Annotated in this window: 18 protein-coding genes; 10 read left to right on the forward strand and 8 right to left on the reverse strand. The window is 68.1% G+C overall.

The window, feature by feature from the left end; genetic code table 11:
• Window positions 1-257: 257 nt before the first annotated feature.
• Complete coding sequence (locus tag ACTJI1_RS15060) at window positions 258-3,620, reverse strand: LamG-like jellyroll fold domain-containing protein (RefSeq protein WP_440743271.1); 3,363 nt, start codon at window positions 3,618-3,620, stop codon at window positions 258-260.
• A 483-nt stretch (window positions 3,621-4,103) separates the two neighbouring features.
• Between ACTJI1_RS15060 and ACTJI1_RS15065 the strand changes: the two genes are divergently transcribed.
• Window positions 4,104-5,417: an MFS transporter gene (locus ACTJI1_RS15065; RefSeq protein ID WP_440743272.1), complete on the forward strand. Its 1,314-nt coding sequence runs from the start codon at window positions 4,104-4,106 to the stop codon at window positions 5,415-5,417.
• A 12-nt stretch (window positions 5,418-5,429) separates the two neighbouring features.
• Here the strand turns inward: ACTJI1_RS15065 and ACTJI1_RS15070 are convergent, their stop codons facing one another.
• The 4 genes from ACTJI1_RS15070 to ACTJI1_RS15085 all read right to left on the reverse strand — a co-directional run bounded on the left by ACTJI1_RS15070 (window position 5,430) and on the right by ACTJI1_RS15085 (window position 8,781).
• Window positions 5,430-6,113, reverse strand: coding sequence for a DUF1345 domain-containing protein (locus tag ACTJI1_RS15070; protein WP_440743273.1), 684 nt, complete (start codon window positions 6,111-6,113; stop codon window positions 5,430-5,432).
• Between the two features lies 1 nt (window position 6,114).
• Window positions 6,115-6,672: a type 1 glutamine amidotransferase domain-containing protein gene (locus tag ACTJI1_RS15075; RefSeq protein ID WP_440743274.1), complete on the reverse strand. Its 558-nt coding sequence runs from the start codon at window positions 6,670-6,672 to the stop codon at window positions 6,115-6,117.
• Between the two features lie 5 nt (window positions 6,673-6,677).
• Window positions 6,678-7,835 carry a glutathione-independent formaldehyde dehydrogenase gene (locus ACTJI1_RS15080; protein WP_440743275.1) on the reverse strand — a complete coding sequence of 386 codons (1,158 nt, stop codon included), beginning with the start codon at window positions 7,833-7,835 and terminating at the stop codon, window positions 6,678-6,680.
• A gap of 301 nt (window positions 7,836-8,136) precedes the next feature.
• Entirely contained in the window at window positions 8,137-8,781 is a 645-nt protein-coding gene (locus ACTJI1_RS15085) for a TetR/AcrR family transcriptional regulator (protein WP_440743276.1), read from the reverse strand.
• A gap of 159 nt (window positions 8,782-8,940) precedes the next feature.
• Here ACTJI1_RS15085 and ACTJI1_RS15090 point away from each other — a divergent pair, with 159 nt between their 5' ends.
• The 6 genes from ACTJI1_RS15090 (at window position 8,941) to ACTJI1_RS15115 (ending at window position 16,769) form a co-directional block, all read left to right on the forward strand.
• The gene (locus ACTJI1_RS15090; RefSeq protein ID WP_440743277.1) at window positions 8,941-10,620 is read left to right on the forward strand and encodes an ABC transporter substrate-binding protein; all 1,680 of its coding nucleotides are present in this window, start codon (window positions 8,941-8,943) and stop codon (window positions 10,618-10,620) included.
• A 99-nt stretch (window positions 10,621-10,719) separates the two neighbouring features.
• Window positions 10,720-11,544, forward strand: a complete 825-nt coding sequence (locus tag ACTJI1_RS15095) for an ABC transporter ATP-binding protein (RefSeq protein WP_440743278.1) — start codon at window positions 10,720-10,722, stop codon at window positions 11,542-11,544.
• Window positions 11,541-12,350: an ABC transporter ATP-binding protein gene (locus tag ACTJI1_RS15100; RefSeq protein WP_310132053.1), complete on the forward strand. Its 810-nt coding sequence runs from the start codon at window positions 11,541-11,543 to the stop codon at window positions 12,348-12,350. Before ACTJI1_RS15095 ends, ACTJI1_RS15100 begins: the two co-directional genes overlap by 4 nt.
• A gap of 71 nt (window positions 12,351-12,421) precedes the next feature.
• Entirely contained in the window at window positions 12,422-13,456 is a 1,035-nt protein-coding gene (locus tag ACTJI1_RS15105; RefSeq protein ID WP_440743394.1) for an ABC transporter permease, read from the forward strand.
• 2 nt (window positions 13,457-13,458) lie between these two features.
• Window positions 13,459-14,493, forward strand: a complete 1,035-nt coding sequence (locus tag ACTJI1_RS15110; RefSeq protein ID WP_440743279.1) for an ABC transporter permease — start codon at window positions 13,459-13,461, stop codon at window positions 14,491-14,493.
• Complete coding sequence (locus ACTJI1_RS15115) at window positions 14,490-16,769, forward strand: glycoside hydrolase family 3 N-terminal domain-containing protein (protein ID WP_440743280.1); 2,280 nt, start codon at window positions 14,490-14,492, stop codon at window positions 16,767-16,769. The genes ACTJI1_RS15110 and ACTJI1_RS15115 overlap by 4 nt, the downstream gene beginning before the upstream one ends.
• A gap of 85 nt (window positions 16,770-16,854) precedes the next feature.
• Here ACTJI1_RS15115 and ACTJI1_RS15120 read toward each other — a convergent pair whose 3' ends face one another.
• The 3 genes from ACTJI1_RS15120 to ACTJI1_RS15130 all read right to left on the reverse strand — a co-directional run bounded on the left by ACTJI1_RS15120 (window position 16,855) and on the right by ACTJI1_RS15130 (window position 19,201).
• Complete coding sequence (locus ACTJI1_RS15120) at window positions 16,855-17,067, reverse strand: hypothetical protein (protein WP_440743281.1); 213 nt, start codon at window positions 17,065-17,067, stop codon at window positions 16,855-16,857.
• The gene (locus ACTJI1_RS15125; protein ID WP_440743282.1) at window positions 17,051-18,055 is read right to left on the reverse strand and encodes a hypothetical protein; all 1,005 of its coding nucleotides are present in this window, start codon (window positions 18,053-18,055) and stop codon (window positions 17,051-17,053) included. Before ACTJI1_RS15125 ends, ACTJI1_RS15120 begins: the two co-directional genes overlap by 17 nt.
• A 159-nt stretch (window positions 18,056-18,214) precedes the next feature.
• Entirely contained in the window at window positions 18,215-19,201 is a 987-nt protein-coding gene (locus ACTJI1_RS15130; protein ID WP_440743283.1) for an AraC family transcriptional regulator, read from the reverse strand.
• 228 nt (window positions 19,202-19,429) lie between these two features.
• On the opposite strand from ACTJI1_RS15130, the gene ACTJI1_RS15135 reads away from it, so the two are divergent.
• The 3 genes from ACTJI1_RS15135 (at window position 19,430) to ACTJI1_RS15145 (ending at window position 22,116) form a co-directional block, all read left to right on the forward strand.
• Window positions 19,430-19,693, forward strand: coding sequence for a hypothetical protein (locus ACTJI1_RS15135; protein ID WP_440743284.1), 264 nt, complete (start codon window positions 19,430-19,432; stop codon window positions 19,691-19,693).
• 152 nt (window positions 19,694-19,845) lie between these two features.
• Complete coding sequence (locus ACTJI1_RS15140; protein WP_440743285.1) at window positions 19,846-20,931, forward strand: nitrilase-related carbon-nitrogen hydrolase; 1,086 nt, start codon at window positions 19,846-19,848, stop codon at window positions 20,929-20,931.
• 108 nt (window positions 20,932-21,039) lie between these two features.
• Window positions 21,040-22,116 carry a sugar ABC transporter substrate-binding protein gene (locus ACTJI1_RS15145; protein ID WP_440743286.1) on the forward strand — a complete coding sequence of 359 codons (1,077 nt, stop codon included), beginning with the start codon at window positions 21,040-21,042 and terminating at the stop codon, window positions 22,114-22,116.
• Window positions 22,117-22,148: the final 32 nt, after the last annotated feature.

Below are 22,148 nucleotides of genomic sequence, written 5' to 3' on the forward strand. Positions count from 1 at the left end.
GTGCTCTGTCGTGGCCCTGCTGGTACCGGCCAGCGGTGCACATCCGGGCAGGTGCGTCACGTGCGAGTGGCGGTTCGTCGTTGATGCGCCGGTTGGATGACCCTGCCAGGGCCAGGCGCAGTCGGGCTCACGCGTTCAGGGTGCCGTGACGCGCTTCGTGATCTCCTTGGGTGAGGCGCACCCGGAGGCGCCACTGACCGGGGGAGAGGCCAGAACGCGGGCGGAGCCACATGGGCTCCGCCCGCATCCCGCGGTGACTACTTGGTGACCGTGACGGTCATCGTCTTGCTGCTGGTCGTGCCGGCCGCGTTGGTGAAGTCGACCCGGTACACGTACGTGCCCGTGTCCTTCCCCGCGACCGCCAGGGTGGCAGTCTGCGCGTTCGGCGTCGCAGCGGTGAGGGCGCCCTGTCCGACCACCACTCCGTTCTCGTAGAACGTGTAGGAGGTGGCGTTGGTGCCCCACCACATGTTCGCAGTGACCGTGTAGGTGCCGCCGCCGCTCCGGTTGTCGTTGCTCAGCACCGGGGTGCCCGGGTTCGCCTGCGTCACCGCGACCGTGGTCGAGGTGGTCGCGGTCGTCCCGTTGGCGTTGACGAGCTGGCCGGTGTAGACGTAGGTGCCGTTCGTCTTGCCCTGGACCGGGATGCTGACGCTCTGCGCGCCGACGCCGCCGAAGGTCAGCTGCTTGGTGGCGATCAGCGTGCCGTTCTCGTAGAGCCGGTAGATCGATCCCTCCTCGCCCCACCACAGGTTCATGACGACGTTGTAGTCGCCGTCCTTGAGCCCGGTGTCCCATCCGTTGTCGTTCGAGAGGACGGCCTGGCCCGGCTTGGTGGTCGATCCGTCCGGGACCGTGACCGGTGCGCTCCAGCCGGAGACGGCGCTCTCACCGACCGCGTTGACCGCCGAGACGGCGAACGTCGCGGTGTCACCCGGCCAGACCCCGGTGACGGAGGCTGACGTCGCGTCGCCGCCGACGGTCGCGACCGGGTCGGTCGTGCCCTGCCGATAGATGCGGTAGCCGGTGATCGGGGTCCCGCCGTCGTCCGCAGGCGCCGCCCAGGTGACCGTCACCGCGGAGGATGTGGCCGTCGCCGCGACACCGCTGGGGGCGGTGGGCGCGCTGACGGCGTGCAGCGTCCAGAAGTGGTCGGCGGTCGCAGCATCCGTGGCCGACGTGTTGTTCGTCGAGGAGCTGCCGGGGACGACCGTTCCGTTGCGGCCACTGCCCGACGAGTCGACGAGCGTCGCGCCGCCGGTCTCATCGAACGCGTAGTGGACGACGTCGCCGTTGCCCGCCTGCCCGGAGGCAAGCGTGGCGATCTCCGCCGCGCTCAGTGCCCGGCTGTAGATGTTGAAGTCGTCGACGGTCGCATTCAGGGCGGGGTCGCCGCCGTACTGCGATTTGCCGATGTAGTTCTTCGTGCTCTGGCCGAACGCCGAGGGGTGGATGGTCATGGCGGAGTTGGTGGCGACCACCTGACCGTTCACGTATAGCGTGCCCGTCGTCCCCGCGACCGTGACGGTCACGAGGGACCACTGGTTCAGGGGCAGGGTCTTCGTGCTGCTGTTGAGGCGCTGCTCTCCCCCGGCGCCGCTCGTGGTGATGGCGTAACGCAGCTCGGTGCCATCGTTCAGCGTCAGGAACATGCTGGCATTGCTGCTGGAACCGATGTCGAACAGGCGCTGCCACGAGGCGTTGCTGGCCGGGTTCACCCAGGCCGACACGGTGTAGTCGCCGCTGAGGCCGCTCACCGATCCGGTCGGGAGGGTCGCGTACGCCGTCGTGTTGCAGAACGACAAGGCCGAGCCGATCTTCCCGGGCTGGCGCGCGCCGGTAGCCGTGCAGCCGGAGGTCGACGATCCGTCCGTCCATTCCACGATAGCCGCACCGGACGCCTTGCTCATGCCGGCGACGGCCAGGACGAGTCCGGTGCCGTAGTTCGCGAGCCGGATGTTGCCCTTCCCGTCGGGCACCGCCTGCCAGAGGTGGTCATCGGTGCCGCTGTCGCCCCACACCACGGCGGGCGTGCCCGTCGCACTCGCGCCGCCTTGGATCCCGAGGACGAGACCCGTCGCCGGGTTGACGATCTTGTAGAGGCCCGAGCCCGCAGCGACGAACTTCCACGTCTGGGTGCTGCTGCCGCCGGCGGCGGGGGTGGCCTGGACGGCCGCGGTTCCCGCGGTCGTGCCGGACGCCTGCGTGTCGAGGGCGAGCCCGCTGTTCACGTTGGTGATCGTGTAGGTGCCCGACAGGTCCGTGGTGTTGTCCGACGCGGGGGTGACCACGATGTGGTAGCCGTAGGCCGGGTTCATCACGACGGGAACGGTGATGGAGCCGTCGGCGCCGACCGCGTAGTTGGTGCTGGAGATCGTGGTCGGTCCCGCCACCGCTGTCGTGCGGCCGTAGGACGGCGTGTACTCGAGCTTGACGTTCACCTGCGAGCCCAGAGAGAGCTTGTCCAGTCCGGCGACCGTGATGCCGGCCGTTCCGGAGGTCCCGCCGGTGATCACGTCCACCTCCTTCTTGTCGGAGGTGACGCTGGCCGCCGCGTCGAAGTTGGTGTTGCCCGGCGGGGTGGTGGTCACCATGTCGCCGTTCATGTCCGCGTACCACTTGTAGAGCCAGTACGCCCCGTTCGGGCTGCCGCCCTGGCCGGTCAGCAGGTCGCCGAGGGCGCCGGACTGGTTCCAGAAGGCGAGCTCCGCGTCCCGGATCCCGAGGCGCTCGAACTTGGAGATGTAGCCGACGAGGGAGCCGGGGATGCCCACCTCCGCGGGAGCGGCGTACTCCTCGATGTCGATCGGGCGGCGCTGGATGCCGAGCGCGTCCTCCATGGCCTGCACCTTGGCGACATCGCCGGCGATCTTGGACGAGGTCTCCAGTTCGTGCCAGGCGAGGACGTCGGGAACGGTGTTGGTCGCGACGGCGTTGTTCAGGAAGTTCTGCATGTCGCTGATGTTGTCGGACAGGCTCGGTCCCTGGATCGGCGTGGTCGCATCCAGGCTGCGGATGAGGCGGTACGTGTGGGTCCAGAAGTCCTCGAAGGTGCCGTTGGAGGCGAGCCACGTGTTGTCGGCCTCGTTCCACGGCGCGTAGGCGGCGAGGTTGGTCATACCGGACGCTTTGACCTGCTGGATCTGGTCCGTCACGACCTGATCCCAGTTGCTCCAGCTGAACTGGTACGGCCATCCCGCGTAGTAGTCGGAGAGGCGGTCGACGACCTTGGCGCCGGCGTTCGCCGCCTTCTGCCACGTCTTGCCGATGTCGCCCGAGCCCTGCTGGTGGCCGCCGATGGGCATCATCACGAAGGTGTTCGGCTTGATCGCCTGCACCAGGCTGTCGGAGGGGGTGGTGGCGTTGGCGAGCCCGTAGAGCGAGCCGGTCGCGACGTGGCTGACCGGCCGGAACGGCTGGTCGGCGTGCACGACGAGGGTGGATGCGGCCGTCGGGGCCGCCTGAGCGGGGAGCGCGGTCAGGGCGCCGCCGGCGGCGAGGATCGCCGTTCCGGCGAGACCGGCGGTGAACCGAAGCGCCCGGCTTCGCCGCCGTGAGGTGCGGAAGGATTCCGCTCCGCGGTTCGGCTCTGTGCGCCGTTCCGCTGATGGGATGGACATGCGTGATCTCCGTTTTTTCGAGGATGGGACAGGCGTCGCGTCACACGCGGAAGGCGCGGACGAGGGCTGCCGGCTTTCGTCCGGCGGACGCAGGCGGAGCGGAGTTCCTCTGTGATCGGAGAGGGTCTTCATGGTGGGATGCTCCCTTGCATCGCGTCGGCGACTGTCGGAGTCTGCCGGGGAACGCTAGCTGTCGAACCGGTTCGACAATTAACGTTTGAAAACTAAACCCGGCACGTATGTTCCGTCAAGGTTTTTTCGCGCGAGGTGCGAATCGATGCCGCAGTATGCCGAGGATCGCGCGAATCGGGGGGCGACCGAGACGAAGGGCACAGCGACTCCCACCATCTCGCGGGCTGATCGAGGCTCGGCACGTCGTCTCGTCGAACCGCTTCGATGTCCGAATGCCGTAGCCACACACACCCCTCTCCGGGTCCATGATGCAGGGGTGACGAGTCGGACCAACCCGAGCGGTCGCGGGTCATGAACCCCGCGGCCCGCAGGGTGCAGCGCGTCTACCTGACCCTGATGCTCGGCAACACGCTCGCCGCGTCGTTCATCTGGGGGATCAACACGCTCTTCCTGCTCGATGCCGGGCTCTCCAACTTCGAGGCATTCGCCGCGAACGCGTTCTTCACCGCCGGGATGGTGATCTTCGAGATTCCGACGGGCGTCGTCGCCGACACGGTCGGGCGGAAGGCGTCGTACCTGCTGGGCACGATCACGCTGTCCGTCACCACCGGGCTGTACTGGATGCTGTGGCTCTGGCACGCGCCGTTCGTCTGGTGGGCGATCGTGTCGGTGCTGCTGGGCCTCGGCTTCACGTTCTTCTCCGGCGCGGTGGATGCGTGGCTCGTCGACGCGCTGGCGTTCGCCAAGTACTCCGGGAGCCTGGAGGCCGTGTTCGGGCACGGGCTCGTGGTGACCGGCATCTCGATGTTCGTCGGGTCGGTTCTCGGCGGCATCATCGCTCAGGCGACCAACCTCGGGGTGCCGTTCCTGCTGAGGGCCGGGATCCTGGTCGTGATGCTGGTGTTCGCCGCCGTCGCGATGAAAGACCTGGGCTTCACGCCCGACCACTCGATGGGTCCCGTCGCGGCGACCCGGAACGTGCTGAAGCAGTCGATCGATCATGGGCTGCGCAAACGGTCGGTGCGCTGGATGATCCTGTCGGCGCCGTTCGCGTCCGGCGTCGGCATCTACGCCTTCTATGCGCTGCAGCCGTACCTGCTGGAGCTCTACGGCGACAAGACCGCGTACTCGATCGCCGGATTGGCTGCGGCCATCCTGTCCCTGGCGCAGGTCGCGGGCGGGGTGCTCGCTTCACGCATCCGGCTGCTCTTCGCCAAGCGCACGACGACGGTGATCGGGGCATCGCTGACGAGCATCCTGGTCCTCGTGGCACTCGGGCTGACCAGCCTCTTCTGGCTCGCGGTCGCCCTGCTCGTGATCTGGGGATTCGTGTTCGCGGTGGCCGGGCCGGTCCGTCAGGCCTACCTGAACGACATGATCCCCTCGAAGCAGCGTGCGACCGTTCTGTCGTTCGATTCCCTGTTCGGCAGTCTCGGCGGGGTGTTCATCCAGCCGGCGCTCGGACGCGCGGCCGACCTCTGGGGCTACGGCACGTCGCTCGTCATCGGAGGCGTGGTCGAGCTGATCGGCATCCCGTTCCTGTTCGCCAGCCGGCGCCAGAACGACCCCGCCGACACCCGGAAGGTGCAGACGGAACACGAGCCGGTCGAGCCGGGGTCCGCAGCGACAGCCGGGCCGGATGCGGCCGGGCCGGGGCCGTCGTGAGTCCCGGGCGGCTCAGCCTCCTCCCTGCCCGATGCTGGTGACGAGGTTGATCGACACCGCGATCACGACCGTGCCGAAGAAGTACGACAGCAGGGCGTGGGCGAGGGCTTTGCGGCGGATGCCGGTCTCCGTCGGCTGGATCACGGAGGCCGAGTACGACATCCCGATGGTGAAGGCGAAGTAGGCGAAGTCGCTGTAGGTGGGCTGGGTCTCCTGCTTGAGGTCGAATCCGCTCCGGTGATGGTCGATGAAGTACATGCGCGCGTACTTGAGTGCGTAGACGGTGTTGACCAGCGCCCACGCGACGATGGTGCCGATGCAGCCGAGGATCACCAGCGCGACCGAGACCGCGTCCCCGCCGCGGTCCCTCGATTGGACGACGGCCAGGATGACGGCGGCGACGCTGGCGACGCACGCTGTGACGATCGCATCGTCCGTCACCTGCGAGACGGATTCCTCCCGGGCGAGGCGCTCGGTGCCGTCCGCGTCCTGCGGCCAGCAGATCAGCCAGACCCACACCAGTGCGGCGGTCCCGGCGATGCACCACCCCACCAGCGGACCGAGAGGCGGTGTGAGCAGCACGGCGGCGAGGATGCCGGCCACCCCGCCCGCCGCGACGCAGATGAGCGCGCGGCGGGCGGAGAGCACCCGGCCGGTCGTCGGTGACGTCCGGCGGCTGCTGGGTCGAGTGGACATGTCAGGCGTTCGCGGGGGTCTTCGCGAATTCCTGCACGATGCGCTCGGTGAACGCCGGGATGTCGTCAGGCGAGCGGCTCGTGGTGATGGTGCCGTCCGTGACGACCTGTTCGTCGACGACGTCGGCTCCCGCGTTCCGCAGGTCGGTGCGGAGACTCGGCCAGGAGGTCAGTCTTCGTCCGCGCACGCGGTCGGCCTCGATCAGGCTCCACGGGCCGTGACAGATCGCCGCGACCGGTTTGCCCGAGTCGACGAAGGCCCGCACGAAGTCCACGGCGCCGCTGTCCATCCTCAGCTTGTCCGGGTTGACCGTCCCGCCGGGGAGCAGGAGCGCGTCGAAATCCTCCGGCGTCGCTCCGTGCACGTCCGCATCCACCGCGAACGTCCCCGCGTCCTCCAGGTCGTGGTCGCGAGCCGCGATCTCGCCCGTCTTGATCGACAGAAGGGTCGTGACGGCTCCGGCCTGGTCGAGGGCCTGGCGGGGCTTCTCGAGTTCGACGCGCTCGACACCGTCCGCCGCCAGGATCGCGACCCGGCGGCCGTTCAGTTCGTCCGCCATCGGTCTCACCCGGCCAGTGCGCCGGCGGGGTGCAGGACGACCTTGGTCCAGCCCTCGTCGCGGTTGTCGAAGTGCTCGTAGGCGTCAGGCGCCTCGTCGAGGGACAGCTCGTGGCTGACGATCCACGACGGCGTCGCCTTGCCGGCGGCGACGAGGTCGCGCAGGCGGCGGTTGTACTTCTTGACCGGGGCCTGCCCGCTGCCCAGCTTCTGACCGCGGAACCAGAACTCGCCGAAATCGAACGCGACCTCGCCCTGCTTGGCGAGCTCGTCGGACGCTCCGGGGTCCTGCGGGATGTACACACCGACCACCCCGATGTCGCCCGTGAAGCGAACCGACTTGACCAGCCGGTTCAGGGTGATGTTGGGGTGCTCGTGGCCCTCGACGTCGTGCGCCTGGTAACCCACGCACTCGCAGCCGTTGTCCGCGCCCAGCCCCATGGTCATCTCGTTGACGGCCTCGACGGGGTCGACCTTCGAGTCGTCGATCGGGATCCCGCCGATCTCCTCGATCAGCCGGAGGCGGTCGGGGTGACGGTCGACGACCATCACTTTGCTCGCCCCCTTGAGGATGGCGGAGTAGGCGGCCATGCATCCCACCGGGCCCGCGCCGTAGATGACCGTCTGGTCGCCGGGCTTGACATTCGCCATCTCGGTGGCGTGGTAGCCGGTCGGGAAGATGTCGGCCAGCATCACGTAGTCGGTCTGCTTCTCCTCGGCGTCCTCCCCCAGCCGCAGGCAGTTGAAGTCCGCCCACGGCACCCGGAGCAGCTCCGCCTGTCCGCCGGGCCATGGGCCCATGTCGGCGAAGCCGTAGGCCGCGCCGGCCCACTCCTTCTTCGGTTGCGCGGTCAGACAGTAATTGGTGAGTCCGCGTTCGCAGTTCTTACAGAACCCGCAGGCGACGTTGAACGGCAGGACGACGTAGTCGCCGACCTTGACCTTGTCGACGCCGTCGCCGACCTCGACGACCACGCCCATGTTCTCGTGGCCGAACCAGCGTCCGGTCTCGAAGTCGGTCCGGCCCTCGTACATGTGCAGGTCGGACCCGCAGATGTTGGTCGTCGTGATCTGGACCAGTGCATCCGTCGGCCGCTCGATGCGAGCATCCGGGACGTCGTTGACACTGACCGATCGCGCACCCTCGTACACGACTGCTTTCATGATCTCGTCTTCCATGGATGATGATGTTCCCCGTACTGCAGGACGTCGGCGGGCACGGCTCGATGGCGAGCGGGGCAGGCTGCCCGGAATCATCAGAGGCTGCTCAGGCCGTCGTGGTCGCCGGCGTCAGGCTCGGGTCTCCCCGATCGCTCTGCACAGCGGGACTCATCCCGTTTCCCCCCGCACACGCGAGTGCTTCAACAGACGGGGATGTTCCCCCTGGGTCGCCGCCGATGCAAGGGGTGCGGGGGCACGAAGATCGGGAAATCCGAACGCGCGATCATCCGCGGCCGCAGACCTCTCAGCCGTCGCCGCGCACGTAGGAGGAGATTCCCGGCCCGCCGCGGAGTACGCCGTTCACGATCGCCTCGATCGCGAACTCGCTCGCGCCCCCGAGGTCGATCGCTGTCGGATCGAGCAGCCACTGGAGCTGGAGGCCGTCCATGACGGCGAGGATGGACGCGGACGCCTTCGCGATCGTGTCCGGCTCGGTCACGCCCTCCTGGGCGCAGAGCGCGCGGAAGGCGTCCGCGACCTCGCCGCGGAGCACGCGGTAGCGGTCTTCGAAGAAGGTCTTGGCGGGGTGCTCGTCGGTGACGGACTCGGCCGAGAGGACGGTGTAGACCTGCACGATCCCCGCGCGCAGGGCGTTGCGCTGCGCGGTGGCGACGAGGTGCGCGAAGAGCGCCGGGCCGTCGGGGATGCGGCGGGATTCGAGGTGGGCGACGTCGTCGCGGTCGCGGAACTCGAGCATCTCCAGCAGCAGGTTCTGCTTGGACCCGAAGTGATGCAGGACGCCGGCATGGGTGATGCCGACCTGCTCGGCGACGTCGTTGAGCGTCCCGTTCACCGATCCCTTCGTGCCGAAGGTCTCGATCGCGGCGCGCAGGATCTCCGTGCGCTTGCGCTCCGTTTCCGGGCGCGTGTGAGTGCTGCCGCTGCTCATGGGGCTCTTCTCTGCTGACTCCGCGCGGTCTGGTTGCGTGGAAGCTTACCAGCCAGTAACCTCACTCCAACTTGCTTACTTTCTGACCAGTAAGCAACGCACGGCAATCCCGCAGCATCACCAGGGCACAACGGACGTGTCCGCCATGAAGGAGAAGCAATGAGGCGTAGGAAGTACCTGATCACGGCATCCGCGATCGCGGCCGTCAGCGCCATCGCGCTCACCGGCTGCTCGTCGAACGGCTCCAGCGGCGCGAGCAGCGCGAGCGGCGGTTCGCTGACCGTGGCCAAGCCCGATGGCGCGGCCATCCTGGCGACGCAGATCAACAACCCGTTCATCAGCACCGGCTCGGGCATGTCGCTCGGCTACGACCGGATGATCTACGAGCCCCTCGCGATCGTGAACCCGGTCGGCAAGAACGAGACCACCCCGTGGCTCGCCTCGAAGGTCGAGTGGAACTCCGACTACACGCAGCTCACCGTCACGCCGCGCAAGGGCGTGAAGTGGAGCGACGGCAAGCCGTTCACCGCCGACGACATCGTCTTCACGTACGAGCTCATCAAGAAGACGCCCGCCCTCGACCTCGGCGGCCTCAAGCTGTCGGCCGCCAAGGAGGACGGCGACAAGGTCGTCCTCACGTTCGACGAGTCCAAGTTCGTCAAGCAGGGCGACGTGCTCCAGGTCCCGATCGTCCCCGAGCACCAGTGGAAGGGCATCGCCGACCCGACGAAGGACGCGGTCAAGAACGCCATCGGCACCGGCCCGTACACGATCAAGAGCTTCTCGTCGCAGGGCGTCGTGCTCAACGCCCGTGACGGCTACTGGGGCGGCAAGGCTCCCGTCGCGCAGCTGAAGTACCTCGAGTACAACGACAACACCGGCCTCCTCCGCGCACTGCAGAGCGGCGAGACCGACTGGGCGCAGATCTTCATCACCGACTACCAGAAGAACTACGTCGACAAGGACCCGAAGCACAACGTGTTCTGGGGCGCGAACGTCCTCAGCCCGGACATGATCGTGGTCAACACCACGAAGGCGCCCTTCAACGACGTCGCGTTCCGCAAGGCGGTCAACATGGTCGTCGACCGCAAGGCGCACGCCGAGAAGGCGCGCGGCAACGCCGGCCCGGAGCTCACCAACGTGACGGGCATCCCGCAGCCGACCGGTGACCAGTACATCGCCTCGGAGTACAAGGACAAGAGCTTCACGATCGACGTCGAGGGCGCGAAGAAGGTGCTGTCGGACGCCGGCTACACCTGGAAGAGCGGCGCGCTGATCGACCCGTCGGGCAACCCGGTCTCCTTCACCCTGCAGGACCCGCAGGGCTGGAACGACTACGTCACCGGCATCCAGCTGGTCGCGACCCAGATCAAGAGCACGCTCGGCGCCGACGCGAAGGTCGCGACCCCGGACGCCGACACCTGGTTCGCGAACATCGGCTCGGGCGACTTCCAGGCCGCCCTCCACTGGACCGGTTCCGGCTCCAACCCGTGGCACATCTACGACGACGTCATGAACGGCAGCTACCTGCAGCAGGCGGCCGACGGCAAGGTCTCGGACAACTTCGGTCGCTACGACAACCCGGAGGCCACCGCCCTGCTGAAGGAGTACGCCCAGGCGTCGGACGACAGCGCCCGCACCGAGGCCCTGAACAAGCTGCAGAAGATCTTCGTGGACGACGTCCCGGCAATCGCGATCGGCACCCACCCGCAGCTGGCCCAGTACAACACCCGGAAGTTCACCGGCTGGCCCAGCGAGCAGGACCAGTACGCCACCGCTGACCCGACCCAGCCGTCGGCGGTGCAGGTGCTGATGAAGCTCAAGCCCGCGGGCAAGTAAGGGCAGGAAAGCACTCAGCCCCGATGCGTCCGGGGCGGACGGAGGCCTCTGCGCCCGAGTCCGCCCCGGGCGTTCCGCGGACAGCACGAAAGCGACGCCATGACAGACTCTCTTCTCTCTGTACGCGACTTCTCGGTCGTGTACGACGTCGACCCGCCCGTCGCGGCGGTCACGAACGTCTCCCTCGACATCAAGCGCGGCGAGATCGTCGGGCTGGCCGGCGAGAGCGGCTGCGGCAAGACCACCCTCGCCTACGGCGTCCAGCGCCTGCTCAAGCCGCCGGCGGTGATCACCAGCGGTGAGGTCGTCTTCCACGACGAGAGCGGCCAGGACATCGACATCAACGCTCTGGATGCGGAGCAGATGCGCCGCTTCCGCTGGGACAAGGTCTCGATGGTGTTCCAGGGCGCGATGAACGCCCTCAACCCGGTCGCGACCATCGGCTCCCAGCTGGAGGACGTGTTCCAGGTGCACCGCCCCGGCATGAACCGCGCTCAGCGCAAGGCGGAGGTCGTCGAGCTCCTCGAGATCGTGAAGGTGGGCGCCCAGCGCGTCCGCTCCTTCCCGCACGAGCTCTCCGGCGGGATGCGGCAGCGCGTCATGATCGCCATGGCGCTCGCGCTCCGCCCGCAGCTCATGATCATGGACGAGCCGACGACGGCCCTGGATGTGCTGGTGCAGCGCGAGATCCTCAAGCAGATCTCGCAGCTCCGCCACGACTTCGGTTTCTCCGTCGTCTTCATCACGCACGACCTCCCGCTGCTGCTCGAGATCAGCGACCGCATCGCGATCATGCGCGAGGGCGAGATCGTCGAGCTCGCGACGGCCGAGCGGATCTGGAACGACCCGCAGCACGAGTACACACAGAAGCTGCTCGAGTCGTTCCCCCGGCTCACGGGGGAGAGAGGAGTGGTGGTCCGATGACCACGCTCGAATTCAGGAACGTCACCAAGATCTACAACGTCCGCGGGTCGGGGCAGCTCAAGGCTCTGGACGACGTCAGCTTCACGCTGGGCCCGGGCCAGACCATCGGGCTGGTCGGCCAGTCGGGCAGCGGCAAGTCGACGATCGCGAAGATCCTCACCCAGCTGGAGACCCCGACCCGCGGCGAGGTGCTGCTCGACGGATCTCCGGTTCCCCGCAGCGGCAAGGGTTTGCGGCGCTACCGTCAGCAGCTCCGGATGGTGTTCCAGGACCCGTTCGCGTCGCTCAACCCGTCGCACTCCATCCGTCACCACATCGAGCGCCCGCTGCTGCTCGACCACGTCGTGCCGCGCGCGGACGTCGACGCGGAAGTGCGGCGGCTGCTGCGCCGGGTCCGGCTGGACGCGGACGCCGTGATCGACCGTCGCCCGCACGAGCTGTCCGGCGGCCAGCGGCAGCGCGTGGCCATCGCCCGCGCCCTGGCGTCGCGGCCGGCGCTGCTCGTCGCGGACGAACCCGTGTCGATGCTCGACGTGTCCATCCGGCTGGGGGTCCTGAACCTCCTGGCCGACCTGCAGCGCGAGGAGGGACTCGGCGTGCTGTACATCACGCACGACCTGGCCACCGCGCGCCACTTCAGCGACGAGATCATCGTGCTCAACCAGGGCCGGATCGTGGAGCACGGGACGGCGGACGACGTCATCCTGCGCCCGCAGGACCCGTACACGCGCGAACTCCGCGCTGCCTCGCCGGACCCCGAGAACCATTTCGGGCTGACCGCCCAGACTGCAGGAGGTGCGCAGTGAGCGCCGAAGCGACGACGTCCCCGGCCGGCCTGACGCCGGCCGATCCGAACCGCGCGCCGGGGGACCCCACGCTGGTCGGGACGACCGCGACCCGCGCCGAGCGGGGCCGCGCGCGCATCCCCTGGCGCTTCATCGGCGGCCGCACCGCCTTCTACGCGTTCACACTGTGGGCCGCGATCACGATCAACTTCTTCATCCCCCGCCTGATGAAGGGCGACGCGGTCGACTCCTACATGGCGCGGAGCCAGGGGCAGCTGACGCCGGACGCGGAGAAGGCGCTGCGCCTCCTCTTCGGCCTCGACAAGTCCGTGCCGCTCTGGCAGCAGTACGTCGACTACTGGAACATGCTGCTGCACGGCAACCTCGGCGTCTCCATCTCGACGGGCATGGCGCCGGTGGGCGATGCGATCGCCTCGGCCCTCCCGTGGACCCTGGGCCTCGTCGGCTTCGCCACCGTCGTCTCGTTCGTCATCGGGACGGCCTTCGGCGCCGTCATCGGCTGGAAGCGCGGCGGCCGGCTCGACGTCTTCGTGCCGATCACCACGTTCCTCGGCACGGTCCCGTACTTCTGGCTGGGCCTCATCCTCATCGCCGTCTTCTCGACCACGCTGGGCTGGTTCCCGGCCGGGCACGCCTACGAGCTGGGCGTCGAGCCCGGCTGGAACGCCGACTTCATCGGCCAGGTGATCTCGCACGGCGCACTTCCCATGGCGACCATCGTGATCGTCTCGCTCGGCGGATGGGTGCTCGGGATGCGCAACATGATGCTCACCGTTCTGGACGAGGACTACATCACCGTCGCGCAGGCGAAGGGGATGCCGAACCGCCGCGTGCTCTGGCGCTACGCCGCGCGCAACGCGGTGCTCCCGCAGATCCAGAGCTTCGCCCTGGCGCTGGGCTTCATCGTGAGCGGCACGATCGTGATGGAGATGGTGTTCTCGTACCCCGGCATCGGTCTCCTACTGCTCAACGCGACCAACGCGAAGGACTACGCGCTCATGCAGGGCATCTTCCTCGTGCTGGTCCTGGCGGTGCTCATCGCGAACATCATCGCGGACATCGCCTACGCCGTCCTCGACCCGCGCACCCGTCAGACGGAGGCCTGATCATGACCACCCCGACCACCTACCATCTGAAGGCCGTCACCCCGGCGCCGGCCCCGGCGAAGGCCACCTTCTGGTCGCAGCTGAAGTCGTCGCTCGCCATGTTCAGCAACCGCAAGTCGGCGACCGGGCTGATCATCCTGGGCGTCTTCGTGCTGGTGGCGATCTTCGCGCCGCTGATCGCCCCGTACGACCCGAACGCCCAGCACCTGGACGAGACGCTCCAGCCGCCGTCGTTCTCGCACCTCCTCGGCACCACCCACATCGGGCAGGACGTCTCCAGCCAGCTCGTCTACGGAACCCGCGGCGTGCTCGTCGTCGGCTTCCTCGCGACGATCATGGCGACGGTCGTGGCGATCGTCGTGGGCGTCACCGCCGGTTACCTCCCCGGCTGGAAGAGCGAGTCGCTGTCGGCGCTCTCGAACGTGTTCCTGGTCATCCCGGGCCTCCCGCTGATGATCATCGTCGCGTCGCAGTTCGAGGACCCGCCGCTGGTGCTCATCGCCGCCGTGCTCGGTCTGACCGGCTGGGCCTGGGGCGCGCGTGTGCTCCGCGCGCAGACGATGTCGCTGCGCAACCGCGACTTCATCCAGGCCGCCCGGGCGAACGGCGAACCGCTGCACCGGATCATCCTCGTCGAGATGCTGCCGAACCTGCTGGCGATCATCGCCTCCAGCTTCGTCGGCACCATGACCGCGGCCGTGCTGGGCCTCACCACCCTCGCCTTCATCGGCGTCATCCCGGTGTCGAACCTCAACTGGGGCACCATCCTGTTCTGGGCGCAGCAGAACAACGCATTCCCCGACTACTGGTGGTGGTACGTCCCGGCCGGCCTGTGCATCGCCCTGCTCGGTGTCTCGCTGGCGCTGATCAACTTCGGCATCGACGAGTACGTCAACCCCCGCCTCCGCTCGGCGGGCGAGCGCGCCCGCGCGATGAAGCGCAAGGGCATGAACCTCAACGCCGCCGTCACCCAGGTGCGCACACCGTCCACCCCGGCCTCCCCGGCCGGAACCCCACCGGAGAGCACCACCGCATGACCTCGATCCTCACCGAGACCCCGACCGACCCCGCGAAGGAGACGCTGCCCTACCAGGACCCGACGCTCAGCACCGCCGAGCGGGTGCGCGACCTGCTCGGCCGGATGACGACGGCCGAGAAGATCGGCCAGATGCTGCAGCTGGATGCGCGCGACGACCTGCGCGACCACATCCTGCGGCGGCACGTCGGCTCGATCCTGCACACGTCGCCGGAACGCATCCTCGAGGCGAACCGCCTCACCGCGCAGACCCGGCTGCGCATCCCGCTGCTGGTCGGGGAGGACTGCATCCACGGGCACTCGTTCTGGCCGGGAGCGACGATCTACCCGACCCAGCTCGGCATGGCCGCGTCGTGGGATGCGGAGCTGATCGAGCGCGTCGCGCGGGCCAGCGCCGAAGAGGTGGCGGTCACCGGCGTGCACTGGACGTTCTCGCCGGTGCTGTGCATCGCCCGCGACCTCCGGTGGGGCCGGATCAGCGAGACGTTCGGCGAGGACCCGTTCCTCATCGGAGAGCTCGCCAGCGCGATGGTGCGCGGATACCAGGGGAGCGGCCTCGACGACCCGACCGCGATCCTCGCGACGGCGAAGCACTTCGCCGGGTACTCGGAGACGCAGGGCGGCCGGGATGCGAGCGAGGCGGACATCTCGCGGCGCAAGCTCCGCAGCTGGTTCCTGCCGCCGTTCGAGCGCGTGGCCCGGGAGGGCTGCCGCACCTTCATGCTCGGCTACCAGAGCACGGACGGCATCCCGATCACGGTCAACGACTGGCTGCTCAGCGAGGTGCTGCGCGGCGAGTGGGGCTACACGGGCACGCTCATCACCGACTGGGACAACGTGGGCCGCATGGTCTGGGAGCAGAAGGTGCAGCCCGACTACGCGCATGCGGCCGCCGCGGCGGTCCGCGCCGGCAACGACATGGTCATGACCACGCCCGGATTCTTCGAGGGCGCGCTGGAGGCGGTCGAGCGGGGGATGCTGGCGGAGGACGCGTTCGACGCGGCGGTCTCGCGCATCCTGACCCTGAAGTTCGACCTGGGGCTGTTCGAGGATCCGCGGCTGCCGTCGCCTGCGCTGGACGAGGTCGTGGGCAGCGTCGCGCACGCCGAGCTGAACCTGGAGATCGCGCGGCGGTCGATCGTGCTGCTGGAGAACGACGGGACGCTGCCGCTGGAGGCGACGGCTCCGCTCCGCGTCGCGGTCGTCGGACCGCTCGCCGATGACGCCCAGACGCAGCTCGGCGACTGGGCCGGCGGATCCGGCCAGGCCGGCTGGCTCGACGGCCAGCCGCGCGAGATGATCACGACGGTCCTCGACGGGCTGAACGCCATCGACGGATGGAGTGTCCGGCACGCCCGCGGCGCCGACATCCTCACGCTCGCGGAGGACTCCCGCGGCGCGACGTTCCCGGACGGTCAGCCGCGACCGCCGGTGGTCGAGCCGTCGCCGGCGGACCCGCGCCTGATCGCGGAGGCGGTCGCCGTCGCAGAGGAATCCGACGTGGTGGTCGCGGTCGTCGGAGACCGGATCGAGCTCGTCGGGGAGGGCCGCTCGACGGCGACGCTGGAGCTGATCGGTGGTCAGAACGCTCTGCTCGACGCCGTGATCGCGACCGGCACGCCCGTCGTCGTCGTGCTGCTCGCATCCAAGCCGCTCGTGCTGCCGCTGTCGGTCGCGAAGGCCGCCGCCGTGCTGTGGGCCGCCAACCCGGGGATGCTCGGGGGACAGGCGATCGCCGAGATCATCGCCGGCCGCGTCGAGCCGTCGGGGCGCCTCCCGATCTCCTTCGCCCGCCACGTGGGCCAGCAGCCGACGTACTACAACCAGCTCCGTGGCCAGCACGGCGACCGCTACGCCGACCTCACGCAGGCTCCCGCCTGGGCGTTCGGCCAGGGGCTGTCGTACACGACGGTCGAGTACGCGGACCTGTCGCTCGCGCGGACGTCGCTGGGGATGGAGGACGAGATCGTCGCCGAGGTGACATTGCGCAACACGGGGGACCGGTCGGTCCGCGAGACGGTGCAGGCGTACGTGAGCGACCTGGTCACCAGCGTGAGCTGGGCCGACCGCGAGCTGAAGGCGTACCGGCAGGTCGACCTCGCGCCGGGCGAGTCCGCCCGAGTGACGCTGACGCTCCCGGTCGCCGACTGCACCATCGTGGACGCGGACGGGATCCGGCGCGTCGAACCGGGAGCGTTCGAGCTCCAGGTCGGCCGCTCGTCACGCGACGAGGACCTCCTCCGTGCGCGGTTCGAGGTGAGCTGGTCTACACACTGATCGAAGGACGACGCCACCGTGGTCGCGGCAAAAACCAAAGCCTCCTGAACCTTAAGGCTAAGGAGGCTTTGGTGTCGGTCCGGAATTACGGTGCGACTTCGTGGCGCTGTCGCCGGCGCCGTCTGATTCTCTGTCCCCAGAAGTAAGCCACCGGCCACAGGAGCCCGGTGAGCACAATCACCTTGATCGGTGCATCGAGCGCGACCTGGAGAGCGGTGATGATGGCTCCGGTGAGGAGCGCATCGACGAAGTCCTCCACGTAGCGTGCCGGTTTTACGGGATCAGCACGCGACGTCATAGATCAACCCTGGCCCCACATGCGGGATGTTCAGCTGAATACAGCGGCCGCGATTCGCGGCGTTGCGGAATGCGACAGCTACGACGCGGGCTCCAATCGCGATCACCGCACCGCAGATCAGTCCGCCCACCGCTCCAGCGACGGCGCAGGCGAAGCTCACCGCGCTCATGTCGTTCGCAAACGAAGCGATCTGCTTGGTCTCATTCTTGGTGTACTTGATCGTGCGGCCCCACCACAGCCAGGTCACGGACGGATCAGCGACGACGGGGAACGAGGTGGCCGAGGTGAAGTCCACCACCTGGGTCAGCACGTTCCCGTTGACCTCGAAGTGTGTGGCGACAGGATCCCCGTTAGCGTCCTTGGCCCACGGTGCTGCGACGACCAGCGATAGGTTGCCTTCGTCGTCACCCACGAGCGCTGCACCGTTGTCGGCCAGGCGAAGTGTCTGGCCCTCCGGCACAGTGATCGGGTAGTCATACCGCTCGGGTGCGTTCGCGTTGTCGATGACGGTGCTGATCTGAACACTGCCGTCCGCGTGCGTCACCGGGACCGTGGAAGAGCCGTTGTTGTTGTCGTAGACGATAATGCCGTCCTTCTGCGATGTAGCCGCGTCTCCCGCCTGATCCGCGAACGGCAGCCCGATGACCAGGTCGGGCGAGTTGCCCGGAGTGACCACCTGAACCCCGTCGGAGGGATCCTTAGGGACCTGGACCGTGCCGCCTTCCGGCGCCTTGGCGTGTACAGCGGTATCGGCGTCCGCCTTCATGGACGTCGCCACGTCGGATACCGCATCCGGAGCGACCTGCTGCACTGCTGCAACAGCATCCGCGGCGTTCGTCGCCCCCGCGTCTGTTGCGGCGAAACCGGTCAGCCCTGCTCCGATGACGGAGGCCACTGCCAGCGTTGCCGCTGTCGTTATGACACGAGACTTCTTCACGAAGGTCTCCTTTCGTTCACCATCGAACGAAATGGACAGAATGTCCGTCACCCGCCGAGCCGGAACGGTCGCAGTCCATTACCGGGAAGGTTCGAACACCTTCCACCTCCTGAGACGCACACGCACCACGATCATGACGTGGCATCGTCCACACCATTCGCACGGTGCGCAGGCGGGGACAGCAGGCCATCCGGTGAGCTGACCGCAGCGCTACGACGACCGCAGCGTCTGCGACGGGTGCTCGCCGAAGGCGCTGCGGTACGCCGCCGCGAATCGCCCCAGGTGGGTGAAACCCCACCGGGTGGCGGCCGCGGTCACGCTGTCCGTTCCCGGCTCGGCGCGGGCGAGCTCCTCCCTCACGTTCTCCAGCCTGACCGTCCGCAGGTAGGCCATGGGCGTGGTGTCCAGGGCTCGCCGGAAGCCCTGCTGCAGACTGCGCGCGCTCACCGACACCTCCGCCGCGAGCTCGACGACCGTCCAGGGATGTGCAGGGTCGGCACGGATGAGCTCGACAGCGCGTGAGACGGGTCGTCTCCCCGGGTCGGGCGCGGGAGCGCGGAGCGCGGTGGAGTGGTTGTGCGGCTGCGCGAACAGCAGCGATTGGATGAGCGCCTGCTCCAGCCGCAGCCGGGCCAGCGGGTGCGCGAGGGGACCGTCCTCCATGGCGGAGGCCGCGTCGATCGCCAGCAGGGCCTGCAGGATCATGCGGCCTCCCGGTCCCGTCACATCGAGTTCCCCCGTGTACTCGAGGGGGCGGACGGACTCCCGGCCGAGCAGGCGTTCGAGCTCCAGTTTCAGTTCGTCGCGGGGGATCATGACGGACAACTGGGAGAACCACGCGCTGCAGTCGAGCCGCACGGGCTTTCCGGGCGTGAAGACCCCGGCCGTCTCCGGTGTGGCGTGGATCTCCGGTCCGGCACCAGCCCTCATCACGGCCCGGCCGTTGACGGGGATGTCGAGATGGTAGTTCTCGGCTTCGGCCGTCTCGATGGAGACCTGCTCGCGGAACTGCATGAAACCGCAGGTGACCCGGCCGACGTCGAGCGCATTGAGCGTCATCGCGACGCGGCCCTGCGCCCGTGCAGCGGGGAAGTCGACGGGGAGGAAGACCTCGGAGAGCGCCTGCCGGGCCGCCTCGACGGTGCCACCCGCCGCCACGCGGTGCGTCGCGAAGAGCTCGCCGGGGTCCGGAATCATGCGGCGATTGTAAGCACGTCCCGCGGAGGCGCCAGTCCGTCCCGAGGACGGGTCGTGCGCGAAGAGGACAGCCGCGTTCGCCTGACGGATAGCCCGGGTTCCGGGGCCGACTTAGCGTGGATCACGGTCGACGTGTCCGACCCATCGGCGCGGTGGCCCTCCCCTTCGGGTGGGGTGGGCCATCGTGCCGGCCCGTCCTCTCCGCCCGCCCGAAGCCGTAGGACCACGATGATCGAGCCGAACCAGCTGACGCGCCCGCGCTGGTGTCCTCATTGCCTCAGCCGGATGCGGGTGAGCCCCAACCCGTACTACGGCGTCGGTCTCGCCGTCCACCAGCACCTGGCCGGTTGTCCCCGGTGCGGATTCGTCGAGTTCCTGCCGCGGGTCGCGCGCCCCGTCGATGCGCCGGCCGAGGCGGCGCCGCCGCCTCCCACGTCGTTCCTGCAGCGGCTACGCGCTCTCCTTGCGTGGCTCCTCGCCGCTGCGAGGTAGCGGCTCTCGAAGTGCACGCCGCGTGAGTGCGCTCACTTCCCACGAGTGAGCGCACTCATGGCAGCCGTGCCCGTTCCTGAAATTCCATTTGACACGGACTGATAGTGCGCTAACATGGCCGAACACGAACCCAAACAACGAAGGAGTTGGACGTGACTGAGCCGTACACAGTCGTAGCGCTCTCGCCGCTGCAGATCCCGATCGTCGAGCCGGAGGATGCGGTGAAGAACACCAAGCGCATCATCCAGTTCATGAAGACGGCGGTCGGCGTGGCAGCGACCGAGGGCTACCCGGTCAAGCTGGTGGTCATCCCCGAGATGGCGATCCAGGGCATGCACATGGCCTTCCACGCCGGTGACCGCGAGTGGGAGAAGAAGTTCGCCCGCACCATCCCCGGTCCCGAGACCGACGAGCTCGCCAAGGCGGCACGAGAGCTCAACACCTACATCGCCGGCGAGCTGTACCTGGTCGCCGACGACGACTTCCCGGACCGCTACTTCAACTGCGCGTTCATGATCGACCCGCAGGGCGAAGTCATCTACCGCCGCGCCAAGGCCACCTCCGACGGATTCGAGGGCGGCACCCTCGGCACCACGAACCCGCACGACCTGTGGGACGAGTGGATCGTCAAGAAGGGCAACGGCAACGTGATGGATGCGATCTATCCCGTGGCCAAGACGCCCGACATCGGCAACATCGGCTACGTCATCTGCCACGAGGGCGCCTACCCCGAGATCGCCCGCGGCCTCGCCATGAACGGCGCCGAGATCATCATCCGCGCCACGCTCATCGAGCCGCAGACCTCGCAGGGCATGTGGGAGGTGCAGAACAAGGCGCACGCCCTGTTCAACAACGCGATCGTGGTCGCGCCGAACCTCGGCCCGGAGCTCGGACCGGACGGCGTCATCAACGACCTCTTCGGAGGGCGCTCGATGATCGTCAACCAGCGCGGCAAGATCATCACCGAGACCCCCGGTGTGACGGCGGGAGACACGTTCGTCAGCACGACGATCGACATCGACGCCCTGCGTCGCGACCGTCAGGCGAACGGCGTCTTCAACGGTTTCAAGGATCTCCGCACCGAGCAGTACGCGGCCATCTACGAGAAGCCGATCTACCCGAAGAACCAGTACCTCGACGCCCCTCCCGGGGAGGACTGGCTGGCCCGTGAGCGCGCCACCCGCGCCCGCAACATCAAGCTGCTCGAGGAGCGCGGGGTCTTCACCCCGCTCGACTGAGCACCCCACGGCGGCGTCCCGCGGACTCCGGTCCTCCCCCATCGGGGCGCCGCCGCCACCCCCCCTGAAGCTGTACCCGCACCGATCACCTCACAAGGAAGTGGAAACATGATCAGCACCCGTACCCGATCCATGCTCAAGATCGCCGGCATCGCCGCGGTCTCCGCCGTCCTGCTCACCGGATGCGCCCGCGGCGGAACCGACGGCGCCGCCGCCTCCGACGCCGACAAGAAGACCGGCAAGGGCCTCGTCATCGGCTGGAGCCAGCGCGGCATCAGCGGAAGCGACTGGTGGAAGACCCTCGTCGAGGGCGGCCAGGCCGAAGCCAAGAAGCTCGGCGCCACGATCCAGCTCCTCGACGCCAACGGCGACACCGTGCGCCAGAACGCCGACGTACAGACCCTCATCACGAAGAACGTCGACGTCGTGATCATGAACCCCAACGACCCGATCGGAGTCGGCGCCTCGGTCGCCGCGCTGCAGAACGCGGACGTGCCCCTCGTCACCGTCAACTCCAACCTCGACCCCTCCCTGGTCAAGGACATGTACTGCTACGTCGCCGAGGACCAGGGATACACCGGCTCCCTCGCTGGCGAGGTCGCCGCGAAGAAGGCGATCGCGAAGTTCGGCGAGACCGGCGAGATCAAGGTCGTCGGCATCGGCGGCTTCCCCGGGGACGTCCTCAGCGACCTCCGCTTCAACGGGTTCATGAAGGGCTACGAGAAGGTGATGAAGGACTACCCCGGAATCACGACCAAGAAGCTCGAGACGAAGTACGGCGAGTGGAAGCCCGACAAGGCGCTCGCGCCGATCCGCGACGTCGCGACCGCCAACCCGGACCTGAAGATCGTCTACAGCATGAGCGACGTGATGGAGGGCGGCATCGAGCAGGGTCTCCAGCAGGCGGGCATCTGGGGTGACGGCGTCATCGTCGCCGGCTACGACGGCGGTATGAACGTCGTCAAGGAGATGGTCGACAACCCGACCGGTCCCCTCCAGGCGACCGCGTCGAACCAGCCGTGGGATCAGGGCGTCGCCGCGGTCAAGATGGCCGTCGCCGCCTACAACGGCGACAAGAAGGCGTGCCCCGAGAAGGAGGTCTTCATCAAGACCACCGTCGTCACGCCCGAGAACGCGAAGCAGTACTACAAGCCCGCCGACACCTACGTGCGGGCGAACGACTAGGCGCTCAGGCGCCACCAGGAGTCGCTGCGCCC

The organism is Leifsonia sp. 22587 (genome assembly GCF_052044215.1).
Lineage (GTDB): Bacteria > Actinomycetota > Actinomycetes > Actinomycetales > Microbacteriaceae > Leifsonia > Leifsonia shinshuensis_C.